19 protein-coding genes are annotated in these 23,493 nt (G+C 45.2%); 8 read left to right on the top strand and 11 right to left on the bottom strand.

Annotated elements, in window-relative coordinates:
- Positions 1-14: 14 nt before the first annotated feature.
- On the bottom strand, positions 15-1,238 hold the full coding sequence (gene manA / locus ABR189_RS07935) for a mannose-6-phosphate isomerase, class I (RefSeq protein WP_354659934.1): 1,224 nt from the start codon (positions 1,236-1,238) through the stop codon (positions 15-17).
- 119 nt (positions 1,239-1,357) lie between these two features.
- Between manA and ABR189_RS07930 the strand changes: the two genes are divergently transcribed.
- Together ABR189_RS07930 and ABR189_RS07925 are read left to right on the top strand one after the other, a co-directional pair.
- Complete coding sequence (locus ABR189_RS07930) at positions 1,358-1,714, top strand: YraN family protein (protein WP_354659933.1); 357 nt, start codon at positions 1,358-1,360, stop codon at positions 1,712-1,714.
- A 180-nt stretch (positions 1,715-1,894) separates the two neighbouring features.
- Positions 1,895-2,284 carry a hypothetical protein gene (locus tag ABR189_RS07925; protein ID WP_354659932.1) on the top strand — a complete coding sequence of 130 codons (390 nt, stop codon included), beginning with the start codon at positions 1,895-1,897 and terminating at the stop codon, positions 2,282-2,284.
- Between the two features lie 272 nt (positions 2,285-2,556).
- On the opposite strand, the gene purB is transcribed toward ABR189_RS07925, so the two are convergent.
- Positions 2,557-3,897 carry an adenylosuccinate lyase gene (gene purB / locus ABR189_RS07920; protein ID WP_354659931.1) on the bottom strand — a complete coding sequence of 447 codons (1,341 nt, stop codon included), beginning with the start codon at positions 3,895-3,897 and terminating at the stop codon, positions 2,557-2,559.
- 114 nt (positions 3,898-4,011) lie between these two features.
- Here purB and ABR189_RS07915 point away from each other — a divergent pair, with 114 nt between their 5' ends.
- Positions 4,012-4,749, top strand: coding sequence for a menaquinone biosynthetic enzyme MqnA/MqnD family protein (locus tag ABR189_RS07915; protein ID WP_354659930.1), 738 nt, complete (start codon positions 4,012-4,014; stop codon positions 4,747-4,749).
- Positions 4,750-4,842: 93 nt separating this feature from the next.
- On the opposite strand, the gene ABR189_RS07910 is transcribed toward ABR189_RS07915, so the two are convergent.
- A complete protein-coding gene (locus tag ABR189_RS07910) occupies positions 4,843-5,394 on the bottom strand; it encodes a hypothetical protein (protein WP_354659929.1) in 552 nt (183 codons plus the stop codon).
- A 132-nt stretch (positions 5,395-5,526) separates the two neighbouring features.
- Between ABR189_RS07910 and ABR189_RS07905 the strand changes: the two genes are divergently transcribed.
- On the top strand, positions 5,527-6,186 hold the full coding sequence (locus ABR189_RS07905; RefSeq protein ID WP_435575316.1) for an NADPH-dependent F420 reductase: 660 nt from the start codon (positions 5,527-5,529) through the stop codon (positions 6,184-6,186).
- A gap of 65 nt (positions 6,187-6,251) precedes the next feature.
- Here ABR189_RS07905 and ABR189_RS07900 read toward each other — a convergent pair whose 3' ends face one another.
- The 3 genes from ABR189_RS07900 to ABR189_RS07890 form a co-directional block, all read right to left on the bottom strand.
- Positions 6,252-9,491, bottom strand: coding sequence for a COG1361 family protein (locus ABR189_RS07900; RefSeq protein ID WP_354659928.1), 3,240 nt, complete (start codon positions 9,489-9,491; stop codon positions 6,252-6,254).
- 27 nt (positions 9,492-9,518) lie between these two features.
- A complete protein-coding gene (locus ABR189_RS07895; protein ID WP_354659927.1) occupies positions 9,519-11,660 on the bottom strand; it encodes a hypothetical protein in 2,142 nt (713 codons plus the stop codon).
- A 98-nt stretch (positions 11,661-11,758) separates the two neighbouring features.
- Positions 11,759-13,045: an alpha/beta fold hydrolase gene (locus ABR189_RS07890; protein ID WP_354659926.1), complete on the bottom strand. Its 1,287-nt coding sequence runs from the start codon at positions 13,043-13,045 to the stop codon at positions 11,759-11,761.
- A gap of 162 nt (positions 13,046-13,207) precedes the next feature.
- Between ABR189_RS07890 and ABR189_RS07885 the strand changes: the two genes are divergently transcribed.
- Complete coding sequence (locus tag ABR189_RS07885; protein WP_354659925.1) at positions 13,208-14,185, top strand: YjgN family protein; 978 nt, start codon at positions 13,208-13,210, stop codon at positions 14,183-14,185.
- Between the two features lie 5 nt (positions 14,186-14,190).
- Complete coding sequence (locus ABR189_RS07880) at positions 14,191-15,270, top strand: M48 family metallopeptidase (protein ID WP_354659924.1); 1,080 nt, start codon at positions 14,191-14,193, stop codon at positions 15,268-15,270.
- Positions 15,271-15,362: 92 nt separating this feature from the next.
- Here ABR189_RS07880 and ABR189_RS07875 read toward each other — a convergent pair whose 3' ends face one another.
- Entirely contained in the window at positions 15,363-17,000 is a 1,638-nt protein-coding gene (locus ABR189_RS07875; protein WP_354659923.1) for a M1 family metallopeptidase, read from the bottom strand.
- Between the two features lie 110 nt (positions 17,001-17,110).
- Between ABR189_RS07875 and ABR189_RS07870 the strand changes: the two genes are divergently transcribed.
- On the top strand, positions 17,111-18,784 hold the full coding sequence (locus ABR189_RS07870) for an ABC transporter substrate-binding protein (protein ID WP_354659922.1): 1,674 nt from the start codon (positions 17,111-17,113) through the stop codon (positions 18,782-18,784).
- Between the two features lie 141 nt (positions 18,785-18,925).
- On the top strand, positions 18,926-19,693 hold the full coding sequence (locus ABR189_RS07865) for an acyl-CoA desaturase (protein WP_354659921.1): 768 nt from the start codon (positions 18,926-18,928) through the stop codon (positions 19,691-19,693).
- A gap of 186 nt (positions 19,694-19,879) precedes the next feature.
- On the opposite strand, the gene ABR189_RS07860 is transcribed toward ABR189_RS07865, so the two are convergent.
- The 4 genes from ABR189_RS07860 to ABR189_RS07845 are packed head-to-tail and all read right to left on the bottom strand — an operon-like array spanning position 19,880 to position 23,484.
- The gene (locus ABR189_RS07860; RefSeq protein ID WP_354659920.1) at positions 19,880-20,476 is read right to left on the bottom strand and encodes an HAD family hydrolase; all 597 of its coding nucleotides are present in this window, start codon (positions 20,474-20,476) and stop codon (positions 19,880-19,882) included.
- Positions 20,473-21,204: an SDR family oxidoreductase gene (locus tag ABR189_RS07855; protein WP_354659919.1), complete on the bottom strand. Its 732-nt coding sequence runs from the start codon at positions 21,202-21,204 to the stop codon at positions 20,473-20,475. Before ABR189_RS07855 ends, ABR189_RS07860 begins: the two co-directional genes overlap by 4 nt.
- A 58-nt stretch (positions 21,205-21,262) precedes the next feature.
- Entirely contained in the window at positions 21,263-22,594 is a 1,332-nt protein-coding gene (locus tag ABR189_RS07850; RefSeq protein WP_354659918.1) for an FAD-binding oxidoreductase, read from the bottom strand.
- Entirely contained in the window at positions 22,594-23,484 is an 891-nt protein-coding gene (locus tag ABR189_RS07845; RefSeq protein WP_354659917.1) for a decaprenyl-phosphate phosphoribosyltransferase, read from the bottom strand. The genes ABR189_RS07850 and ABR189_RS07845 overlap by 1 nt, the downstream gene beginning before the upstream one ends.
- Positions 23,485-23,493 lie beyond the last annotated feature (9 nt).

The following is a 23,493-nucleotide window of genomic DNA, read 5'->3' as shown; positions in this document are numbered from 1 at the left end:
CGGCATACTTTCAATTAAAACTGACCAGGGCCTGCTTTAAAGATCACTACTTCGTTGTCAGTACTGATCTGATAGTGCTCGCCATTAGTCACTAAGGCGCATTGTCCTTTATGTAAAGCCAACGTATCAGAGCCGGTAATGGTAGCTGTTCCTTTCATCACGATCAAAATAGCCGCAGCATTGCTGGTACTTTTATATACCTGACCTTTTTGCAACTCAATTTTGCTGGCAGCAAAGTCCGGAGCAGGAGAGTGATATAATTGCTCCAATCCATCCTGTACAGCACTGCCTTGTATAATGACCGGGTGTACCCCTTCAAACCGGGTATGTTTCAACAGTTCAGGTACGTCAATATGTTTAGGAGTCAGGCCTCCGCGTAAAACATTGTCTGAATTGGCCATTAATTCCACATTCTGCCCTTCCAGGTAAGCATGCGGGATACCGGCATCCTGGAATACGGCTTCTCCAGGCTGTACATTCATGATATTGAAAAAGTAAATAGAGAAAATCCCTCTGTCAAGCCGGTTCATCCCTTCGGGATCATTGGCAATAGCCCTGCCAGCCCAGAATGCAGGATCGGATTTATCCAGCTGATTAGCCTGGTAAGCGGGCAATACTCTTTCTGCCAATGGCCTTAACAATGTATTGACCTGTTCCTGCGGCATTTCCATCACAGCTTTATACAAGCCCTTATAGCCTTCCTGTTCATAAATACTGGTCAGCGTTGCAAATTCAGGTACGGTTTTCAATACCTGCTGTAAAGCATCGTGGGGCAGAAACCCATGTAATAGCCAGAAATCACTCAATGCTACCATGATCTCCGGTTTGTGATTGGCATCTTTATAGTTACGGTCGGGGGCATTTAGCGGGATACCGGCCTCATTTTCACGGGCAAACCCTTTTTCTGCTTCAGTTTTACTGGGGTGTACCTGTATAGACAACATATCTTTTACATCCAGTATTTTGAATAAATAGGGAAGCTGCCCAAAACGTTGCCATACTGCTTCTCCCAATACCTCCTGCGGACGTTCCTGTATCAGCTTATCCAGGGTAATGGTACCACCGGGAGTGATGACCTGTGAAGGAGCACTCTGATGCGCCCCCATCCAATATTCTGCACTGGGCGTATTGCCTGCCGGAATACCCAGTAATGCGGGTATATAAGTATACCCACCCCAGGCATAATGTTGCACCTTACCTTCCAAACGAAATAATTTCCTTTCCATAGCAGTCGTCATGATGATAATATTCGTATTTTAAATGAATCATTAATAGCCAGTTAACCGCCCCAAGTACCGGAATAGTGCTCCAACACCTGTAGCTGTTAGCGTATGCGCACAAAAATACTTAAAAACCAATGGCTTCCCATCATGAACTGGGCAAAAAAGGAGAACAGATTGCGCAATCCTATTTATTGGAAAAAGATTACCAGGTATTATATACCAACTGGAAATACGGCCGGAAAGAAATTGATATCATTGCCAGTAAAGAAGACTGCTTGCTCTTTGTGGAAGTAAAAACACGCTCAAGCAGCCAGTTTGGATGGCCGGAAGAGGCCGTTCACTATCGCAAGCAGGAATTATTACAGGCCGCTGCCGATGCTTTCCTGGAATACAGCCCACTACAGCCGGATATCATCCGCTTTGATGTGATTGCCATTACTTTTAACTCCCCGGATACCTACGAAATCCTTCACATAGAAGACGCCTTTTAAAGAGGTGAAATGTACATTAACCATCACTTAACAAAATAATTACTTGTAAAAATTAATTAATCCGATTGATAGGCTTACCTTTATCCTGTTATTATTACCAGGCTGTTCAAGACAAGCCTGTTTCCTATCTTAATCATTTCCTGCGAAAAACTCCAAAGTCACCCTTTAACCTGTTGGTACATGAACTTTTGGAGTATCCTCTTTTTGCTGCATCAAAGCATCACTATAACAGCTTTTCCGGCTCAACTTCCGGAGAGCAGGGCAACCCATACAGCAACTGTCAATGAGCCGTCTTTGGCTCCCGAAATGTACTGTAGGTTAGATCAACCCGATCCTGCCACTGCCGTGTATGTCGTAAAGCTGGCAGGTATGGTTACAGCTGGTATACCAGCCCAGGTGACCGTTTTTAATGCACAACAACAGCCGGTGCGGATGCTGCCCTTTATTACGGATGTACTTGTCGAAGGACAAACCATCCGGTTACGGACGCTTCTCCCGGGGCATTATAGCCTTCAGATAGCAGTTAGCGGAAAAACAACCGCCTGCGTTCCATTGATTATTGCGCCTTAACTGCTGTAAAATCCGCCTCTTGCAATATAAAAAGCTAGTATTAAAGGATATTTAAAATAAAGATAAGGTAGAGATAAGGTAGACCTCTCTATGTCTACCTTATCTCTGCTTTATCACTATTTTATGTCTACCTTATGTCTGCCTTATCTATAACGTAACCTACTCCCATGGCGCACTTATATATTTTGCTTCTTGTGAATGGCAGGTTGAATAAAGAAAAGGGAGTCCTTTTTACAAGACTCCCTTTATTTGTTTGGATATTTAGTACCGGATTAATTCCAGATACCAGTATAATTATGCGGCGTGATAGCTTTCAGTTCTTTTTTTAAAGCAGCATTGATCTTTAGCCCATCAATGAACTTATGCATTGTTTTCTGATTGATCTGGTCGCCGCCACGGGTCAGTTCCTTCAGCGCCTCGTAAGGCTGGGGATAATTTTCCCGGCGTAATACCGTCTGGATTGCTTCTGCCACTACTGCCCAGTTGTTGTCCAGGTCTTCTTTCAGTTTGGCTTCATTGAGGATCAGCTTTTCCAATCCCTTCTGGATGGATTTGGTAGCCAGCAGGGTATGACCAAATGGTACCCCTACATTACGCAACACCGTAGAATCGGTCAGATCACGCTGTAAACGGGATACAGGTAATTTGGCACTCAGGTGTTCAAACAAAGCGTTGGCCAATCCCAGGTTCCCTTCTGCATTTTCAAAATCAATAGGATTTACTTTATGAGGCATGGCAGAAGAGCCTACTTCATTTTTCTTCACCTTTTGTTTGAAATAATCCATGGAGATATAGGTCCAGATATCCCGGCAAAAATCCAGCAGGATATTATTGATACGTTTCAGCGCATCAAACTGGGCGGCCAGGTTATCATAATGTTCGATCTGTGTGGTATATTTCATGCGCTGCAGACCCAGGGTGGTGTTGACAAACTTATCGCCAAACTTTTCCCAGTTGATCTTAGGGAAAGCCACATGATGTGCGTTAAAGTTGCCGGTAGCACCACCAAATTTAGCAGCAAAGGGGATTTCTCCCAGCAGTTTCATTTGCCCTTCCAGTCTTTCCACAAACACCAGGATTTCCTTACCCAGGATGGTAGGGGAAGCGGGTTGTCCGTGTGTACGGGCCAGCATAGGCACTTTCATCCAGGATTGTCCCATTTTCCGGAGACCCAGGACCAGGTTGGCCAGTGCAGGCATGTATACCTGTTCTACGCCGTCTTTCCAAAACAGGGGAGTAGCGGTGTTATTGATGTCCTGCGAAGTAAGACCAAAATGCACCCATTCCAGTTTATCTTCCAGGCCGAGATTTTTCATTTCATTCTTGAGGAAGTACTCTACCGCTTTCACATCATGGTTGGTAATCTTCTCGGTGTCCTTGATCAGCTGGGCGTTTTCCAGTGTAAACTCCTGGTATATTTTGCGTAGTGGCAGTACTTTGGCTTTAGGCAGGGTAAATACTTTTTGTTCTGCCAATGCAATAAAATATTCCACCTCTACCATGACCCGGTAACGGATTAATGCAAATTCAGAAAAATAATTGGAAAGCTCATCCAGTTGTCTGCGATAGCGTCCGTCTAACGGGGAAATGGCTGTTAAAGGTTGTAGTTGCATATTTATATAATTCCAGATATCAAATCAAAAATCGTCTCATTTACGCTGCAAATATCTTAAATCGGCGCCGGAAGTTGGATTTTAGTTATTTTTGCGGCTTCAAAAATACAGAAATTGGAACGGAAAGTAAAAGTAGCGGCTGTAAGTTATTTAAATACGAAGCCTTTGTTGTTTGGATTCAGGGATCATCCGGTGATGAAGATGATGGATTTATCGGTAGATTATCCGGCTAAGATAGCCCAGCAATTAATAGATGGAGAAGTGGATGTTGCGCTGGTACCGGTGGCTATCATCCCAAAAATGAAAGAATATCACATCATAGCAGACTTTTGTATAGGTGCAGATGGCCCGGTGGCATCGGTGTGTTTGTTCAGTGAAGTGCCATTGCATGAAATAAAGCGGATTTACCTGGATTATCAGAGCCGCACATCTGTAGCTTTATTAAAGCTGCTGGTAAGAGATTACTGGAAATTATCTGTAGAACTGATAGAAACTACTGATGATTACCAGGATAAGATCAAGGGAACGGATGCAGGCTTAGTGATTGGCGACCGGGCACTGGAGCAGCGCAAGGTATCTCCTTACATCTATGATCTGGCTGAGAACTGGGTACGTTTTACCAGCCTGCCCTTTGTTTTTGCGGCCTGGATCAGCAATAAACCACTGCCGGTAGCATTTATCCAGGAGTTTAATAATGCCAGCAGCATTGGTATTAACAATATTCCTGGTGTGGTAGCAGAAAATCCCTACAGCGTTTACGACCTCACTACTTATTATACGCAGAACATCAGTTATCCACTCACTCCGGCCAAACGTCAGGGGATGCAGCAATTTCTCAGTTACCTGAGATAAGGAGGAGCTATAAAAAAGGACTTTAAACGATGAGATAAAGCAGTGATGATCTCATCGTTTAAAGTCCTGTATATGCTTGCAAGTGACAGTTAATTATTTCTTTTCTTCCAGGCTTATTCCTGTAGATACACGGGTACCATCCAGGAAGAGGCTCAGTTTAGCAGGTTTAGCACCGGCAGGTACATCAAAAATAACGCTGGCCTGACTGGTAGACTCTGCTTCGGGGTTGGTAGTCCCATCAGATGTTTTGTATGTGATAGCAGTACCATTGTCCAGTTCCAGTCTGGCATTTGAAAACTCTACTGTGAAATAAGTCTTGTTGTCCAGCTTACTTCTGTTTGTAATACTCATTTTGATAGTCACTTCTGTACCGGTAGATTTTCCATCAGCATCCTGTAAGGCAATAGCATTACCATCTTCAAATTTGATGAAGGCTTCTCCTTTTTTACCCAATATGGCAGAGTCCGGGGATATTTTTACCACATAAGACAGTGGCTGATTACCTACCGGAGTGGGTGCGGCACTTTCGGGGGTAGTAGTAGCAGTAGTTTCCTGGGTATCAGCAGTTTTTGCCTTGTTGCCACAGGAGGCCATACCACTCATGATAATCAGGGCAGCTGCTGGGATCAGAATTTGTTTACGCATAATTTATGGTTTCTGGGTTTGGTGTTAAAACGTTTAGGACCCCGAAGATAAAAAAACAAGTTAAATCCCGGCTGGCAATTTTGTGAATGTTTAAGTATCTTCATACACGCTTTATCAAATCAATATGCGGTCATGAATATTGGCATTCTGGGCAGTGGTCCTGTCGGGCTTACTTTAGGGAAAGCACTGATACAATCCGGCCACCACGTTATTATCGGCACCCGAAATCCCTCCAAAGAATCTTTACAGCAATGGGTAAAAAAACACGGTAAGCAAGCCACTGCTGCTCCTTTCCGGGATGCGGCACAAAACGGAGAGCTGATCGTGATTTGCACCAGCTGGGCAGGCACTAAAAAGGCGATCGAAGCCGCCGGTATCTGGAATTTCAAAAATAAAATAGTGGTAGACGTTACCAACCCGCTGGATGGAAAAGGACCCGATGCCAATGGTATGCTCACTTTTGCGATAGGACATACCACCTCTGCAGGTGAGCAGATCCAGGCATGGCTGCCACCGGATGCGCATGTGGTAAAAGCACTGAGCTGTATTGGATATCAGCATATGCAGCATCCTCAGTTTGAAGAAGGTGCTCCGACTATGTTTATTGCTGGCAATAACAAAGCTGCCAAGGAAGCCATCACCCAGGTACTCCGCCAGATGGGCTGGCAGGATGTGGCCGATATGGGTAATATTGAGATGAGCAGAAATATAGAACCGCTTTCTATCTTATGGTCGGCCTGGGGCTTTCTGAACAACAGTTCTGGCCATGCCTTTAAACTGCTGAAAAAATAGGGTGTATCAAAAATTTTGATACACCCTATTGCTATTCTGAGAGGATAATCTGTCCGCCCCTGTAGTTACAATTTAAAATCCAGGTTGCTGTTTGCGCTTTGTTCTGTGGCAATAATGCCACCCTTACCAATCACCACCTTATACCGGCATACATTACAGATCTGGCCACCACAGTAGGCAGTATAGGTAATTGTGTAGGTGCCTGTTTGCTGAAAAGTATAGCTATAACCATTGTTGCCCAGGGTTTGTGTGATGTTTGTACCCGGACCACTGATGTTCAGCACCACCTGTTTGTCGCAATTGGCTGCTGACCCGCCACCACATTGATAACCTGCAAAGAAGGTATAAGCAATATTGCGGTTAAGTTTATAAACGGTGTCACACTTTGCCTGGATTGTTCCCAGCTCGTGTATAGTACCGGTACCTGGCAGGGTTGTTTTACTTAAAACAGGGCCTTCTATCAATATGGGATTCCAGGAAATTTTGTTGGCTGTCCAGTGGCTGCCCCGGCAACAATCCGTTTGCTGAGGAGGTTTTACGCAGATAATAGTGTCACAGGTATTACAATCCTTATCCTTGAAAGTAACGCGGAAACAAATACTGCGTATTTCCAGTTCACAGCAACCATCTACCACAGGCTTAGGTAAGCTTACCTGTAATGGTACGGAATAACTACCCGCTGCGGCAGTGGTGCCCGGCTTCCAGATCAGTTCTTCCATACAGGCGCCGGGGGCTGCATTAGGAGGGAGGGAAAGATTACTATAGTTATCCCATACCAGCCCGCCGATGGTTTGTGTACTGCTTTGGGGATAGAGACAACCTCTTTCCATCACCGGTATCTTACAGTCGCCACAACCTTTATTATTCCAGGTATAGTCCACGTTGGCCAGGCTTACCCTGAACTCCTGCAGTGTTTTTCCTGTAGTAAAATTGAGCACTGCTTTCTGCAGGTAATAATCCGATTGCTGTTCCAGGGCACCTTGAGTAGCAGAGATATTGCGCAACACTTCCCGGCATGGGTGACATTGGGGTGGCGGACTTACTACCTTCAGGCAGGCAGGATTTGATTCCACCGGGTTCATCGCTGAACTGTTGTTATTATTATCTATCAGCTTGCAGATCATACCAATCGTATTGCAGGCAGTCTGACCTTCCGTAGCACCAGCTGGTATTACCACCGGGAAAGTAAAGGTAAAGCTGCCACCCGGAGGAATATTGTTTTGCAGTGCTATCTTAATACTGTTTGGCTGAAAATTGGTACCAAATGATCCAGGAACCGCACAGGCAGTAGCGGTAGTAGGCCAGCCGGTGGCAATATTGGCTGTATTGGAATAGGTAACAGTAGCATTAGGAATACTGAGCGGACCAGATGGGAACAACTGGAACTGGCTGTTGCGGGGCGTGCAGGTCATAATGCTGGCATCACCCGGTGCAGGCAACCGGTCTATCAGCTCAATACTGCCGATCGCAGTATTACCGGTATTCTTCACGGTGACCTCATACTGAGCTGTGGTGCCAGGATAACCGGTACCGTTAGCAGAGAAAACGGCATCCAGATTGCCCTTTACTTTTTTATGTACTTCTGCCTGTGGCAATGCACAAATATTGACATAAAAAGGGCACCCATTACCGGTCAGCGGATAACCAGTCCCACCTATTTTATAACTCAATGGGTAACTGCCATATGCAGCATTAGTATTCACCTTTACTTTAAAACAAATATCATAGACAGTGCTTTCTGGTAAGGTGGGCAAGTCCCATTTGGCGCTGGTACCTGGCTGGTATACAGGATTTGAACTGAACCCTGTAAATGTTTCAGAACCTGGTATAAAAGTGAGAAAAGCCGGCAGATTATAATCCAGTACCCCGTTCAGGAGGGGAGCGCTGCCATTGTTACGGAAGCGCAGGCATATATTGGCCGTATCTCCCGGTTCATAACAGGCAGTACTCATGTTGGACGGAAAATCACAATTCATCATAGGCTGCCGTACATAAACTGCTGTATCATTGACCATACCTGCGGCACCGTTACATCCATAACATACTGTACTCAGCCCTGCCGTGCTACAATTAAAATTCAGAGAGGAGTACAGGGGGAACTGGTTTTGTGTGGGCACACCACTGCAGGAATTACTGAAATCATAGTAAATAATATAAACGATCGCATGTCCCGGCAGCAGATTCGTAATATTAATATTAGCCTTGGTTGCATAAGCAGGTACGGACGTGTTCGTCGTTCCCTGAACTAATGAAAAAGGACCAGTAGCCACATTACTGCAGTCATGGTAAGTAACTGCAGAGGAAACACTGCTGCCCTGTGTATTACTTTGTATTGCTACTCCAGTAGTCTTTACGGATGGCATTGTATTCGTCATCACCAGGTTCAAAGGGGTATTACCTATGTTCACTGCCTCTAGTCGATAGTAGCCGTTATAGCCATTTACTGTCAGGGTAGCCTGGGCATTATTGAATACAGTAGCCGGTGTGGTGTAGGTGGCTGGCTGTAACGTTTTAATTGTAGCATTACTATTGCCGCAATTGGTGCCACGGAGGGTCACGTTGCTGGTCACCACTGTACTGGCAGGGGTAGTACAAGGCAGTTTGATGGTATAGTAATAGATATAAGTATTGTAGGGAATAAACTCCGTAACATTGGTAGGTGTAAAAGTATTACCGCTCACCGTAGCATTAGTAGCACTCACCAGCGTACCTATATTGGGATTTACAACAAAAGAAGGGCTGCCTATCTTGTGGCAGGTGCTTCCGTTGACGGTTACCTTAAAAGTAACTTCAGCCGAACTTTGGATAAAGCTGCTAAAAGTATGCTGGGTATTCCAGTTATTATTGACAATCCCGTTTATGTTTGCCGGTGCGGCAGTGCTGCTCAGCGAATTGGCCGGCGCACTGATGCTGCCATTGATGGCAGTATTGATATTTTGGCCGGCGCAGGTTTGTGGACAAATATAGGAAAAACACATCATGATCACCCCGGTCTGATTATTACCAGAAGTAGCAGGGAAGGTATATTTGATCCGGGTAGTAGTAGGATTTACAGTACTTGTAATTGCCGGATAAGGAAATGCCGTACTACCGCAAAAGTAAAGTATAGTAGAGTTAAAGGTCACTTCCACCTCCACATTACCAGTGATATTGCTGTAATTATAATTCGCATATACCTGGAAGTTAGTGCCCGCCGTATAAGGCTGGGTGCCCTGAGGGGCTATAGTAAGGCCAACCTGCTGGGCGCGTGCAGCAAAACTGCAAAGCAGTATGCCGATCAGTAAACTGGTTAGTATCTTTTTCATCGCTGAATTTTTTATCGGTCTGAGAACTTATTGTTTGGGGAGCTGTACACCTTCATAGCATACCAGTCTTTCGCATGTTTTGCAGTCTTTGTCTGTAAAGGAATACCGGATACATATCCTGATATTGCGGGAACAACAGGAAAGTTGTGCCAGCCCTGGTAAGCCTATCTGCATGTTTAGCGCAAGGTTGCCCTGTGTATTGCTGCTCCAGCCGATAATACGGGAAGGGAAGGAGGTATGGCTATTCTGTGCTACGGCCTGGACAGTATTACCCCCATTCCATTGTGCGGTATTACTACCCGTAAAATGGAAAACGCTGGTTTCATCCTTTGCACAGGTACGGCAGGCGTCGTCAATGCCGGACTCACCTATGTACACGATCTGCGCTTTTACACCGATGATATTTTTAGGAGAAATATTGAACTGCTGGGTAATGGCTACCGTTTCAGCATTCAGCTGATTCCATGTTTGTGCACCTTCTGTAATGTTCATGTTCTGGGGATCATCGCAATAGGTACACATACAACAGGGTAGGGAAATGGTATCCGCACATGGGATGACAGCAGGTGTATTCAGTGAAGGACATTGATACGAAAAATTATAGAATACCCTTAACTGCTTGTTACACATATCGCCCTCAATTTCAAAGCTGAATGCAGTATTGGACTGTGTTACAGTAAAAGAGGCTCCCGGCTGGAAATTGGAGGGCGTTACCTGTGTATTACCGGTAGTTTCAAGAAATGGTGCGGTAAAACTAATCGTACCGCTGGTTACACCAGCGCTGTTGGGCAGAATGGCCACATGTCCGTATACCCTTATCTTATCATCTTCCAGGCATTTGGTACTGTCCAGCACAAAAGTGTGATCTACGGTACAGTTGTTTTGCATCACAAACCGGGCAATATTGCTCTCACCATTATTATCATACACGGGTACTGTGTTTTTACTGAACAGCAAAGTATTGCTACCCGCTTTACCTGGTGTTGCCGGGTGATAGGAGGCCGTTAGCTGTGCTTCGTATGCGCTGGTATCATTCTTGTCTGCCTTCAGATATTTTTCGCTCACCATTCCATTCCAGGGAGTGGTATAAGTGTCGTCAAATACTTTTTCCCGCCGGCTACCATTTAATTTCCAGATCACCACCCTTGTTTTGGAATAGGGGAAATCCGAAGGAACGTAATGGAACTGGAGGAAGCCGTTTTTTGTACCCGCCACTGTATTGAAATTGGGAGAAAGGATGCGGGGAGCGCTGGCCCTTTTGATATTCCGGGAGGAAGTATCTTTTCCTGCGCTGTTATTTACTGTAGCAGGTATTTCACGGAAATTTTCACCTGGAGCAGCCGGGGATGTTTGTTGTTTACCTCCACCCAGGCTCACTGACAGACCTCCCTGGAGGCTCATTGCACGGTATTTTGATTCATTAATACGGGTGGCGGGTTTCCCTTCTACATACTGACCAAATGTATAAGCGCCTTCTACAGGATCACCATATGGTTTCCAGTAAGTAGTAGTGGTAGTGATGTCTGGTCCAGTGATATATTGTGCGCTGGTCCATACTGCAATGGTCCTGCTTAGCTGATATCCTATTTTGAGCTGGGGGGAAAGTGTAAGCCCGCTGGCACTGATCCTGTCCGAAGTATAAAAAGGGATATACCGTTTTCTGCCACCAGCATCTGCCAGGGAGTCAATGATGCTGAACCCGTTGCGTTGCAGACTAAGGTGTCCGACCTGCAAGGCTGGCGCAACAAAAAATCCTCCGGTGCGCCAGTAAAGTCTTGGCCCCAGTGTAATAGCCAGTACCCGCCCTTTTTGTTCACCTTCCGGTGAAGTAGGGGAAATTGCACCATCGCTGAGGCGGTAATTGGTTTTCACGAAATCGATGCCGCCAGCCTGTTGCCTGGCATAATCTCCACCCAGGCTCAGCCCGAGAGAAACGTTATTACGGGCATATTGCCATTGCCAGAGGCGGGCAAAAATATCTCCGCTGATACTGGGGGCATTGTCCATGAAAGCACTGTCTTTCAGATAGGCCTGCTGCTGGAGGGTAGTACCTCCGCCAGCAGAAATAATGAACCTGCCCGGGTTATTGGCAGCTCCGGCCTGGGGCGGATACTGCGCATATACGCAGCAGGAAAACAATAGGAGCAGTAGTGTCAAACAATTTTTCATATCGCTGTTTTTAATATGGCCAAATCCCCGGAACCCGGGGGACTCAACACTATATCAACAGCATATGATTTTTGTTACCCCACTATCAGTACTTTTTTTTATGGGTGGAAAAAATCAAGTATGGCCTTATTAAACTGGTCCGGAATTTCCCGGGGAGCGTCATGTGTGGCCTTTTTAAAAATAAGAAGGTGGCCATTGGGAATGCTGTTGGCTATCAGCTCCGTATGGGCTTCTTTAATTACATCCTTTTCCCCCGCCATGACCAGGACCGGACACTTTATAGCCTGCAATGAGGCAGGGAGCACATGTGGCTCCGTAAGCAGGGTTCTTTTCACCCGCAATTCAAAATCATAACCTGATGAGCTGGTTTGTTCCAACCGTTTTATCTGTTGGCGGAGCGTGTCGTTTACCCATTCCTGTATAGCCGTATGGTCATTATACAGGTTGGCACCCATTACCGCCAGTTTCCTAACTTTCTCCGGATGTTGCATGGCCAGTATTAATCCCGTGTTGCCACCATCACTCCAGCCTAATACGTTAACACTATCCAGTTTTAATGTATTCAGCAGCTGGTACATATCAGCTGCATATAATTCGTAAGTGAGCCTGGTAGTGTCGGCTGTTGATCTGCCATGCCCACGTGTATCTACCGCTATTACCTTAAATTGCCTGGAAAGAGTGGGAATCTGATTACCAAAAGCCTGTATGGATTCCAATGCCCCATGTAATAACAGGAGCGGAGTACCAGTACCATATGTTTCATAATAAATCCTGTTACCATTTATGGTAGCATAATGAGCGGCTGTATCATTATTGCCATAGGTATAGCTGGCTATCTTGCTGGCATCGATACAAAGTGCCTGCTTTCCGGTATGTACCAGGGTGTCTGTTACAGCTATGTTTACTGCTGCAGGGGTGTTGGCAAACTTCCAGGGTGCTAAATCAGTGGCTTCAAAATCTCCGTTTTGGAGCGTGCGCCCCTGTTCACCTTCCTTGCTTTTTATAGTGAGCTTTATGTCGTCATAAAAGAATTTACCTTTGCCGGAGTAGAGTGCTCCCACACTCAGCATATCTGCACGTTTATCAATTTTTCCGGACAAGGTCAGCTTGTTCCATTGGCCGGGCTGAAAAGACTCCATACTATATTTATCAAACATAACATTCAACTGTTTCCCTTTTTCCGTGCTTATTGCCATCAGTAAGGATCCGGTATTAAGATCTGTCCGTTCTGCATAAAACCAGCATTCCAGAGTAAAGGAGGCCTTCTGATAACCAGCAACATCCACATTTTGAAAAAACAGGGAGGAAGGGGTGGCCTGGGATTTTGCAGACAGGGAAGAAAGGATCGTTAACCAGGTTATACCTGCAAAAAGGATTGCTTTCATTTATTTTGATTGAAGTACCCTAAAATAAATATCTTTTGGTAAATCAAGCTGTATATCCTGAAAGTGATAATACCAGAAAGTAAGCAGTTAGCCAGTGCCCATTGGTTAGCAAATTATTAATATATATATTGCGTCCATTAAATCATCCTTAACCTATCCATTATGCAACAAACGTATGTTCCCCCTGATTTTTCAAAGGCACCTGTTCCTCCTGCCATTACCTTTAAAGGCAGTGGAGGGGATTATTTCGGGATTGTGATCGTTAATTTATTATTAACCATTATTACACTGGGACTTTATTATCCCTGGGCAAAGGCCAAACAATTACAATACCTGTATGGCAATACGGAGATGGAAGGCAGCCGTTTTGCTTTTAATGGAACCGGTAATGAAATGTTTAAGGGTTTTATTAAAGCCTTCATTTTCATGATTGTGTTATATGGTATCGCGGCAACGTTGCTGATGAACCGTATGATAGGCAGTGCGATCCTGGTATTTTACCTGGGTATACTGGCTATATTACCGCTGGCTATTCATGGTGCCTACCGTTATCGCTTTTCCCGGACGTCCTGGCGTGGAATACGGTTTGGCTACCGGGGTAACAGGAAGGAGTTCATCTTCCTCTTTTTCACTAATCTGTTTTTGACCATTGTTACTTTTGGTATCTATGGTGCCTGGATGCAGATAAATCTACGCAACTATTTACTGACAAATATCCGTTTTGGAAGTGCGCAATTTGAGTACAAAGGAGATGGCTGGGCGTATTTTAAGCTCAATATTGTAGGCTACCTGTTAACAATAATAACATTAGGTATTTATATGTTCTGGTGGCAGGCAGACATCTTCCGCTATTACATAGACAATCTGAAATTAAACCACGAGGGCAAAGCATATTCCCTGCGTTCTACCGCTACCGGAGGCGACTTCTTTAAGCTGATCTTTGTCAACCTGTTACTCTTTATTTTCACGCTGGGTATTGGTTATTCCTGGATCGTGACCCGCACGCTGACCTTTGTTTTTAACCATGTTGAGATCACCGGAGATATCAACCTGAATGCATTGGCACAAACAGAAGAAGAATATAAAGATGCTACCGGTGAGGATATGGCTGATTTCCTTGACCTGGGCTTTGTGATCTGATTATAATGGGATACGAAGGCAAATATTATGATCATCAATCCTCACAGGTAATTCCGGTGAGTATACAATTGCACGCAGAAAGCCTGCTGATCAATACACAAGATGATGTAAAACGGCGATGGATCTGGCTGCTTCCGGAGATAAAACTGGAAGTGAATGGTCCGGCTTTTATGCGTATCACCTGTGAATCGCCGGTACCTGGCACCATAGAGGTGCAGGACAAATCATTCATAACAGATTTGCTTCGTATATACAAGCCTTCCGGAAGTGCCCGCCTGTATGGGCTGGTGCTCCAGGGAGGGGTTAAAGTAGCCCTTTCCGCACTGGCAGTAATCATTGCTATAGCTGTCGCTGTTTATTTTTGGGTGCTTCCTCCGCTGGCCGACAAGGCAATAGACCTGATACCTTTATATTATGATAAAGAGCTGGGCACGCTGGCCAAAAACCAGATAGGAGAAAAGCCCGACAGCGCTGCCAGCCAGTTGCTCACTTCTTTTGCTGCTCATATTCAATGGGATGTGAAGGATACTATTACTTTTAGTGTGGTCGATAGCGATGTGATCAATGCCTATGCATTACCAGGTGGCTATATTGTAGTGTACAGTGCCTTACTCCGCAAACTGGATACGCCCGAAGAGCTGGCTGCTTTGTTATCGCATGAAATCTCCCATATCAAGTACCGGCACTCCATGCGTAGCCTGGTACGCAACCTCAGCGGCTATCTCTTTGGCTCCCTGGTATTTAATGATGTAAATGGTATGATGGCTACGCTCTTTAAAAATGCCGATCAGTTACGTACACTTCAGTACTCCCGGGAATTTGAAGAAGAAGCTGACCTGAAAGGACTGGAAATGATGCGTCGTAATAAAATTGACCAGCAGGGAATGCTGGGGCTGATGGAAGCACTAAAAAAAGCGGGGAATGAAAAGAGCAGTATCTCCATTCCTGAATTCATCAGTACACACCCGCTGACGGATCATCGCATCAGGTATGTACAGCAAACAATGCTGGAGTATCCGCAGCAAGGCAGTACAGATGAGATTCGTAACAACATCTTCCAGCAACTGAAAGCAGCGGTGAAGTAAAATTGCCTATCTTGTTTAAAATAAGACTACGGGCTATAAGCGGATAATATTCCTGCTTATGGCCCGTACTATTAGCTGATTTTATAACTTAGTTATTTTACCTGCCTGGTTTCAATATAAAAGCGTTTGTCTATTTCAAATTTCGATGGATCGGTGAGTGTAAGATTGGCACCGCTCCATTTGGTGGTAGGAAAGATAAACTGGAAGCCCCGTTCGCCCAAGGTAACCTTTACGGGCATATTAAAGCCTTTTACATCAGTTACCCAGCGGAACAGCAGTTGCTGACCTTCTATTTTATATTCCAGCAATGGTACCGTTGTATGCCGTAAATACTGGTCAAATACCTTGCTGAAATCCATCCCCGACTTTTCATTGATATAGGCTTCTACCTGCTGGGTGGTAACCGTTTGGTGCCAGAAGGTTTTATTCAGTCCCCGCAGGATTTCGCGGAATACATTATCATCATTAATGATCTGGCGGATGGTATGGATCATATTGGCTCCTTTGTAGTACATATCCCCTGAACCTTCCTGATTTACCCCGTACGGCCCGATAACAGGAATATCATTTTTGATGTTTTTCCTTACGCCTTCAATATAGGCATCCGCAGCCTTCGGCCCATACTGGCATCCGGTAAACAGCGTTTCGGAGTAGTTGGTAAAGCTTTCATGTACCCACATGTCTGCAATGTCTTTGGTAGTAATATTATTGCCGAACCATTCATGTCCGCTCTCATGTATAATAATGAAGTCCCATTTCAGGCCCCAGCCACTCCCGGAAAGGTCAGTACCTTTATAGCCCATCTGGAACTTGTTCCCATAGGCTACCGCACTCTGGTGCTCCATACCTAGGTGAGGTGCTTCTACCAGTTTATAGCTGTCTTTATAGAAAGGATATTTCCCGAACCAGTATTCAAAACATTTCATCATAGGCTTTACCACCTGAAAATGTTCCCTGGCCTTGTCCTCATTATAGTCCAGTACCCAGTAGTCCAGGTCCAGTTTACCACCTTCCCCTGAATAAACTTCTTTAAACTCCGTGTAGTGTCCAATATTGAGGGCTACATCGTAGTTGTTGATGGGATTGCTGACATACCAGAGGTAAGTAGCCGTTTCATCACCATTGTCTACCCGTTTTTTCAGCCGGCCATTGGATACATTCGTAAGTTCTGCCGGAACGGTGACGCTGATGGACATATTTTCGGGCTCATCACTCTGATGGTCTTTGTTAGGCCACCAAACGCTGGCCCCAAGTCCCTGACAGGCAGTAGCTATCCATGGGCGCCCCTTATTGTCCTTCCCCCATACCACGCCACCATCCCAGGGCGCATTTACGGCCACTTTGGGTTTGCCGTGGTAATACACAGTGATCTTTTTTTGTTTATCTTTTTCCTGAATAGCCTTCACCCTTATAAAAAAGGCATTGCCCTGACGCTCAAAAGACAGCGCCATCTTATCCTGCACCACGCTGTCTATTTCCATGGGCATTTGCAAATCAATCTGCATAACGGTGTCTGGCTTAAGTACCTTATATGTGATGGTATTAAAACCGCTAAAGGAGCTATCCCCCGGTGATACCTGTACGTGCAGGTCGTAAGTGGTAACGTCCCACCAGGCGCGCTGGGGTGTGATAGATCCTCTCAGTGTATCGGCCCTTGTAAAATGATGCTGCTGTGCACCAGCACTGAAGGCTGACAGCAACACCACTAAAAGCATAGGAATGGTGCGCATATTTGATCGTGATTTTAACCGGAAAGGTATTAATTTACTGCGAAATGAAACATGTATGTTTTTTAACGTATAAGACATTGAAAATCAATATAACGTTATTTTAATTGCTGATGAAGCTGCCTTACATATCCGTACAACGATTTTATTATCAGTCTGTTACCTTTTGGGGTATCGCGGCTGGATGTTTTCTATTTTTTTTATCCTCCTGTGGAAGAAAGGCAGCCTCCCATCAGCAGGTATTCCGTTATAACCAGCAGGAAGGGATCCCAACTTTAGACCCGGCTTTTGCGAAAAGCCAGCCTGTTATATGGGCGGTAAAACAACTCTACAACACATTACTGGAGCCCGACAGCCTGCTGGAATTGCGTCCTTCCCTGGCTCGGCATTGGGAGATATCAGCTGATCACCGGACTTATACCTTTACATTAAGGAGTGATGTTTATTTTCATGATAATGAGGTATTTCCGGAAGGGAAAGGAAGGAGGATGACAGCCGCAGATGTGGTGTATAGCCTCCGGCGGATTATGCTTCCAGCCACTGCATCCCCCGGTGCCTGGATCTTTAATGGTAAGGTAGATCCTGATAAAGGCTTTATTGCTTTGAATGACTCTACTTTCCAGCTTACCTTACTGCAGCCTTTCCATCCTATACTGGGTATCCTGAGCATGCAGTATTGTTCCATTATTCCTAAAGAGGTGGTGGAAAAATACGGGGCCGACTTTCGTAAGCACCCCTGTGGTACCGGACCTTTCCAGTTCCACTACTGGGATGAAGGGCAGGCGCTTATTTTCCATAAAAACCCCCGGTACTTTGAGAAGGATAGTGCCGGTATCCCCTTGCCTTACCTGGATGCTGTACAAATCAGCTTCCTGGACAGCAAGGCATCCGAGTTCCTGTTGTTCCGGCAGGGGCAGATTGACTTTATGAATGATATTGATGCCTCCTTTAAAGATGAAGTACTTACTAAAAAGGGCACATTAAAGAAAGCATGGGAGGGTAGAATCCAGCTTTCCAAAAGCCCGTATCTCAACATTGAGTATTTTGGCTTTTTGATGGACAGCAGCATCGCAGCGGTGAAACAATCACCCACCCGGCTGAAGAAGATCAGACAGGCAGTGAATTACGGGTTTGATCGTACGAAAATGATGACCTACCTGCGCAATGGCATTGGTACCCCTGCACTGGCCGGTTTTGTGCCCGCAGGTTTGCCTTCCTTTGATGCGGATAAAGTAAAAGGGTTCACTTATAACCCTGCCCTGGCAAGGCAGCTTTTGCAGGAAGCCGGTTATCCGGAAGGGAAGGGGCTCCCGGTAATGAAGTTATTGTCTATTCCAAACTATGCCGACCTGGCCAACTTTGTCGCCAATCAATTACAGGAAATCGGTATCCGGGTACAGGTAGAAGTGATACAGAAAGCATTGCTGCTGGAACAAACCGCCAAATCGCAGGCTGTGTTTTTCCGGGGCAGCTGGATTGCGGATTATCCGGATGCAGAGAGCTTCCTGGCGATGTTTTACAGTAAAAACCCTGCACCTCCCAACTATACCCGTTATACCAATCCACAATTGGACCGCCTTTATGAGCAGTCCCTGCAGGAAAATAATGATAGTATCCGATACCGGCTTTATCAGGAGATGGACCGTATGATCATAGCAGACGCCCCCGTAGTACCTGTGTTCTATGATCAGGTGATCCGGTTGTTGCAACCCAATGTAACAGGGCTGGTCAATAATGGCCTTAATCTGCTGGAGCTCCGGTGGGTAAAAATAACTGCACAGCTTTAAAGAAACTTTAACATTTGCCGGCATGATGACTAGTACCCATATTCAGCGGTAATATTGCTATGACGGCATGATAAACCGCTTAACATCCAACATTTTAACCTACCTTCGCGCCTTCAATAAGTTTTTCTACAAAGCGCAATAATGATAGCAATACTGATCTTCTTTTGTGTGCACTGGTTTTTTTCCTTATTCTTTCACACATTCTATTTACACCGGTACGCATCCCATCAGATGTATACCACCAGTAAAGGCTGGGAAAGGGTATTTTACTTTTGCACCTGGTTTTTCCAGGGATCATCTTACCTGATTCCAAGAGCATATGGTGTGATGCACCGGATGCATCATGAATATAGTGATACAGAGAAAGATCCGCATTCTCCGCATTTTTTTAAAGATGTATGGGGCATGATGATCCACACCCGCAATATTTACAATGGATTCGTGACCCGGAAAAATCTGCCCGATGCCAAATTCACCCAGGAGCCTTTACCCGAATGGGATGCACTGGACCGTTTTGGCGACAGCATGATTACCCGTATTACCTGGATGGCCGCTTACGTAGGGTTCTATGTTGCTTTTGCCCCCAGCTGGATCTGGTTCCTGCTATTACCTATCCACTTTCTGATGGGGCCTATCCAGGGTGCCGTAGTAAACTGGTGCGGACATAAATACGGTTATAGTAACTTCAACAACGGCGATCATTCCAAAAACAGTTCTCCCTGGGGTATATTATTGCTGGGAGAATTGTTCCAGAACAATCACCATATGTATAAAGACAGTCCTAACTTTGCCAAGAAATGGTTTGAGCTGGATCCTACTTATCCGATCATGAAATTAATGAACTGGGCAGGTATCATTCAACTGAAATCTGGCAGGGTAAAAACGATTAAGGCAAGAGCTGCGGCCTAGCAGTTATGTGATCAACAAGCTTATCCGGTGATGCCGGACACCAAAACATGCAATCATTCCTGTTTCAATAATAAGAAATGTCCTGCTACTGGCAGGACATTCTTATTTTATAGCTGTCAGCTATTAGCCTTTAGCTTTTGTAAAATTATCCCCCGAAAGATGGGAGCTTCCTGCGGTATTCAGGCTTTAGTTTCTAAAGGGTTTATAATGCGGGTGTTGCGCCAGTGCCAGCATATCGCGGTCGCCGCTGCTGTCACCATAAGCATAGACTTCCCGGAAAGCGGTAAGGTCGAACTGTTCGCGGATACGAACCACTTTTTGTGGTCCGTTACAATTCAGCCCTACCAGGTTACCTGTAATCCGCTGTCCCTGTTCTTCCAATACAGATCCAATGCAGCCTATTCCCATTTCTTTGCACCAGGGGGCTACCCAATCATGAGCAGAGGCCGTAACGACCACTACCTGGTGCCCTTTGGACAAATGTGATTTTATAGCTTGTACCGCATGAGGGCGCAGCATTCCTGGCAACCGTTCCCGGCAGAAAGCCTGGCACTGTTCCCTGAATTGCGCTACAGTGGTATCTTTAAAGAAAAAACGGAGCACCCGTTCTTTCATATCCTGGTTAGAGACCAGTTTTAACTTAAACAGAACGAGGGCAGGGGATAATCTTAGCAATCCCCTGTACAGCGCAGGGCTTCCTTTCTGAAAACGGATGATCTCGAAAAGTGTATCCTTATTCGTGATAGTACCATCAAAATCAAAAAAAGCAATCGCTGGTTTCACAGTTTAAGCTTTTTGAAGATCCCTTCGGGAATCATTTTAATAATGAGCATAATATACCGCCAGAACCATTTTACATACAATACATTTTTCCTCTTCACGACACCTTTGTAAACGGCCACTGCCACATCCTGGGGCTGGGCTGTGAGGAGCGGGGGCAGGGTCAGGTTTTCAGTCATACGGGTATATACAAACCCTGGCTGTACACTCATTACATGTACCCCTGTATGAAACAACCGGTTTCTCAGCCCGCTCAGGTAGGCGGTAAATCCTGCTTTGGCACTGCCATAAATATAATTGCTCTGACGGCCACGTTCTCCCGCCACAGAGCTGATCCCAACAATCACACCTTGTTTTCTAGCTGCATAAGCAGTAGCTACAACATTTAATACAGATACGGCACCAGTATAGTTCGTATGAATAATCCGGGCGGCTTCCTCCCAGTTTGTTTGTCCCTTTTCCTGGTCACCCAGGTATCCGAATACACAGATGGTAACATCAGGTTTTACGGGTAGTCCATCATAAAACGCCTGATGGCTATTAAAATCAGTAGCATCAAAAGTATGGCAGCTGGCTGTTACTTCATGGCGGATTTTCAGATCCTGTTCCAAAGCTGTTAAAGCAGCTGCATTTCTGGCAGCAAGCTGTACATTATATTTTTGACGGGCAAATTCCCGGGCAATGGCGATGGCCATATCAGACCCGGCTCCCAGTATTAAAACAGTAGGCATGTTTATTTAGCTTTTAGCTATTAGCTGTTGGCTGTTAGCTATTATGTTATTTTTTGAGCTATTTACTGATCCCCAGGCGATCGGACTGCAGGGAGGTAAACCGTTTATTGACGTTATAGGATTGCACAATATTGGCAAAGCGCTCCGCATTGGGGTAACTTTTCCAGAACACTTCCTGTTTCATGCGGGCGTCTTTTGATAAGTATAAACGGCCGCCATATTGCAATACGAGGGCATCCATCTCATCGAGGAATTCAAACAGCCCATCCCGAACCGGAAAATCCAGCGCCAGCGTATAGCCTTCCATCGGGAAGGAGATAAGGCTGTCCTGATTACCAAATACTTTCAATACCGCCAGGAAAGATCCCAGCCCTTTATCGCTGATGCGATGTAAAATAGCAGCCAGCCCATCCTTTTTTTCCAGGGGTAATACAAACTGGTATTGCACAAAGCCAGCTTTACCATATCCACGGTTCCAGTGCAGGATAGCATCCAACGGGTAAAAGAAAGGTTCATAGGGCACCACGTTATTGATCACCCTTTTGAAATTCTTTCCATAGTATAACCAGTTAAATGCTTTTACGGTGAAGGTATTAAGTACAAAAGAGGGGAGGTTAAAAGGTACCGTCAGCTTTGGCTTGCCCGGTATCTTCAGTGGCGCCTTTCTTTGTTTGTCGTTCAGCTCATCTGGGGTAGCATGTTCCCCAACGATCAGGATGCTGCGTCCAAATCCGTCACCCTTTTTAAGACAGTCTATCCAGGCCATGGAATACGTATAATGCTTGTATTCTTCAAAAAGCCGGATAATCTCATCCAGGTTTTTGGCCTTGATCTGGGTTTGTTTGATATAGGCCGTCGAGATTTTCTTGAGGTGGAATTTAACCCTTGTAATCACCCCGGTAAGCCCCATACCGCCACAGGTAGCCCAGAAAAGGTCACTTTCCTGATCTGGTGCGCAGCAAACTGTATCTCCATTGCCGGTGATTACATCCATATCAATGATATGACTGGAAAAAGCCCCATCTACGTGATGGTTTTTACCGTGCACATCAGAAGCAACCGCACCGCCTACTGTAATGTATTTTGTACCTGGGGTAACAGGGAGGAACCATCCTTTGGGAACAATGATATCCAGTATCTGATCCAGGGTAAGCCCGGCCTGACATTCAAAAATACCGGTTTCGGTATCAAATGCCATTACCTTATCGTACTTCAACATGGAGATACTGTGTTCGCCCAGGGAAGCATCGCCATAACAGCGGCCGTTTCCCCTGGCTATAATATGCTGATGGGATGTTACAAACTCTTTTAATTGTGCTTCCTGTGAAAAGGTGCTTTCTTCACTGGAAACAACGGGGTAATTTCCCCAATTTGCTAACCGTTTTTGCATTATTCAAAAAAACTTTTGTTAGTGGGCAATAAATAAATGATCACATAAAAACTCAGGACCCAAAGGAGTATGGTTAATTGAATAAAACGGTCTTTATATAGGATTTTAGTGGGAGAACCAGTATTGTTCTCCACGTAGGTTATTTGCAAATATCGTAATAATCCGGCAATTACAAAAAGCGTTGTGTAATAGAGGCGATAGGTACCGAAGTGTTCTATCGTTTGCGGACTCATGGTATACAACAGGTAAGAAACGATGATGACTGCGGAAACCAGTCCCAACATTACATTCATAAAGTCCAGGTTATAGCCCTTCACGGCTTTGCGCATTTCCTGGCCAGACTGCACTTTAATCAGTACATCATCGCGCCGTTTGGCAATGGCCATAAACAGGGCCAGCAGGAAGATCATCACCATCAGCCACTCTGACGTGGGCACCTCTGAAGCAATCCCACCGGCTTTTACCCGTAATACAAACCCCATGGAGAGGATCAGGATGTCCAGGATAGAGATATTTTTCAATCCAAAAGAGTACAACAGGTTCAGAACAAAATAAATCCCTGTTACAAACAGGAACTTAGGTTTTACATACCAGGCCAGGGCCAGTCCGATTACCACTGAAAGCACAAAGATTACCAGGGCCGCCGGTTTAGATACCGCACCAGACGCCAGCGGGCGTTTACACTTTTTAGGGTGTTTACGGTCCGCTTCAATATCACGGTAATCGTTAATAATATAGATACTGCTGGCAGTGATGCTAAACGACAGAAAAGCGATCAGCAGATCAGTTATTTTAGCCACATTAAAAATCTCACCTGCGAAGAAGAGGGGTATGAACAGGAAGAAATTTTTGATCCAATGGGATGGTCTGAGTAGTTGTAAATATTTCACTGAGATGTA

Origin of the sequence: Chitinophaga sp. H8, assembly GCF_040567655.1 — a bacterium.
In the GTDB taxonomy this organism is placed as follows: Bacteria; Bacteroidota; Bacteroidia; order Chitinophagales; family Chitinophagaceae; genus Chitinophaga; species Chitinophaga defluvii.
Note: the sequence above shows the minus strand (reverse complement) of the source record. Positions and strands in the feature narration are given on the sequence as shown.